Raw genomic sequence first — 1,287 nt, 5'->3', positions numbered from 1 at the left:
GGTTCATTGCGGCTTTCCGGGGAAAGCCGCTTTTATCTTCATGAAGAAGTATTCCGTATCTCGGTATCCATAGCCCATTCTTTTGATTAGCTTAATCTTGTTATTGATCCCTTCCAAAGTACATGTATTTAGATGATATGTAGCTGACGCCACTATCCCATGAAGATAGGGTCTCAGTTTTCTAGCAAAGTTTATGAGCGGTTTGACCCCACTTTCATGGACCTGTTGCCACCAGACCTCCCAGAGTTCATTAGCCTGTTTCTCTGAGCTGCAATACCAGAGCTCTTTGAGTTGAGCTCCTAGCAAATGGGTCACCATTAAGTCACGATTGACCGCAAGTATCTCATCTAGATAACTCTGCTGCTTAGTGTTTAAGTTCTCTTGATTTTTCAGTAGCACCCAACGGGAGCGTTTGATCCAACGCCGAGCATTTTTATCATCTTTCAGTTGATTCGCTTGATCAACTCGGACTCTATCCATCACTTCTCGACCAAACTTAGCGACGACATGAAAGAGGTCATACACGATACGTGCATTAGGACAATGAGCTTGGACTTCGAGGTCAAAAGCTGTGTTCATATCCATTGCCACAACTTCGATATTTTGAGCGTATTCTCCAAGAGTTTCAAAGAAGGGACGTATGTCCTTGCGTGCTCTACCTAGACCAATCCAGAGCACTTGGTGCGTTTGTGCATCTGCGATAACAGTGGCATAACGATGCCCCTTGAATATGGCAAATTCGTCCATGACGAGTTGACGCAACTGACCCCATGGAACGTCAGGAACCACACGCTTTAAACGTTGCTTATCCACCTCTTTAATGGTGTGCCAATGCACACCAGTAAGCTCAGAAATATGCTTGATAGGTAAAAGTGGTAGTAGTTTTTCAATGTACTCAATCAGTCGGTTAGTGAGGCGAGAATATGGCTTAACCCAAGAGATAGCTTCAGTTTTAATGCCACAGCTAGAGCATTTGATACGTCGAGTCTGGACGAGTAACTCGACAGGTTTGCCTAGGATCATCGCTTCTTTAAGCGTTCGCCACTGAGTATCGTGGATAGACTGAGAGGCTCTACCACAAGGGCAGAATGCAATTGAGTCAGGAGCTAGGGTGATAGATATTAATGAATCAGTTTTATGAGACTTTACGATCTGAAAGCCTTCCCAGAATGACGATAGGAAAGTATTATTCGGCATGAAAACGGTAGTCTGTGAAAGGTTGTGTTTGGCGATGTAACCTTATCACTAACTACCGTTTTTGTTTTCAGTTCCCGCTAACCTGCGAAG

General features: G+C 44.1%; 1 protein-coding gene. It reads right to left on the bottom strand.

Translation table 11 applies throughout. The features are described 5' to 3' along the window. Window positions 1-3: 3 nt before the first annotated feature. Window positions 4-1,197, bottom strand: a complete 1,194-nt coding sequence (locus KI743_RS24335; protein ID WP_285468568.1) for an ISL3 family transposase — start codon at window positions 1,195-1,197, stop codon at window positions 4-6. Between the last annotated feature and the right edge of the window lie 90 nt (window positions 1,198-1,287).

It is taken from the genome of Vibrio sp. D420a (genome assembly GCF_030248625.1).
Taxonomy (GTDB): domain Bacteria; phylum Pseudomonadota; class Gammaproteobacteria; order Enterobacterales; family Vibrionaceae; genus Vibrio; species Vibrio fortis_A.
Note: the sequence above shows the minus strand (reverse complement) of the source record. Positions and strands in the feature narration are given on the sequence as shown.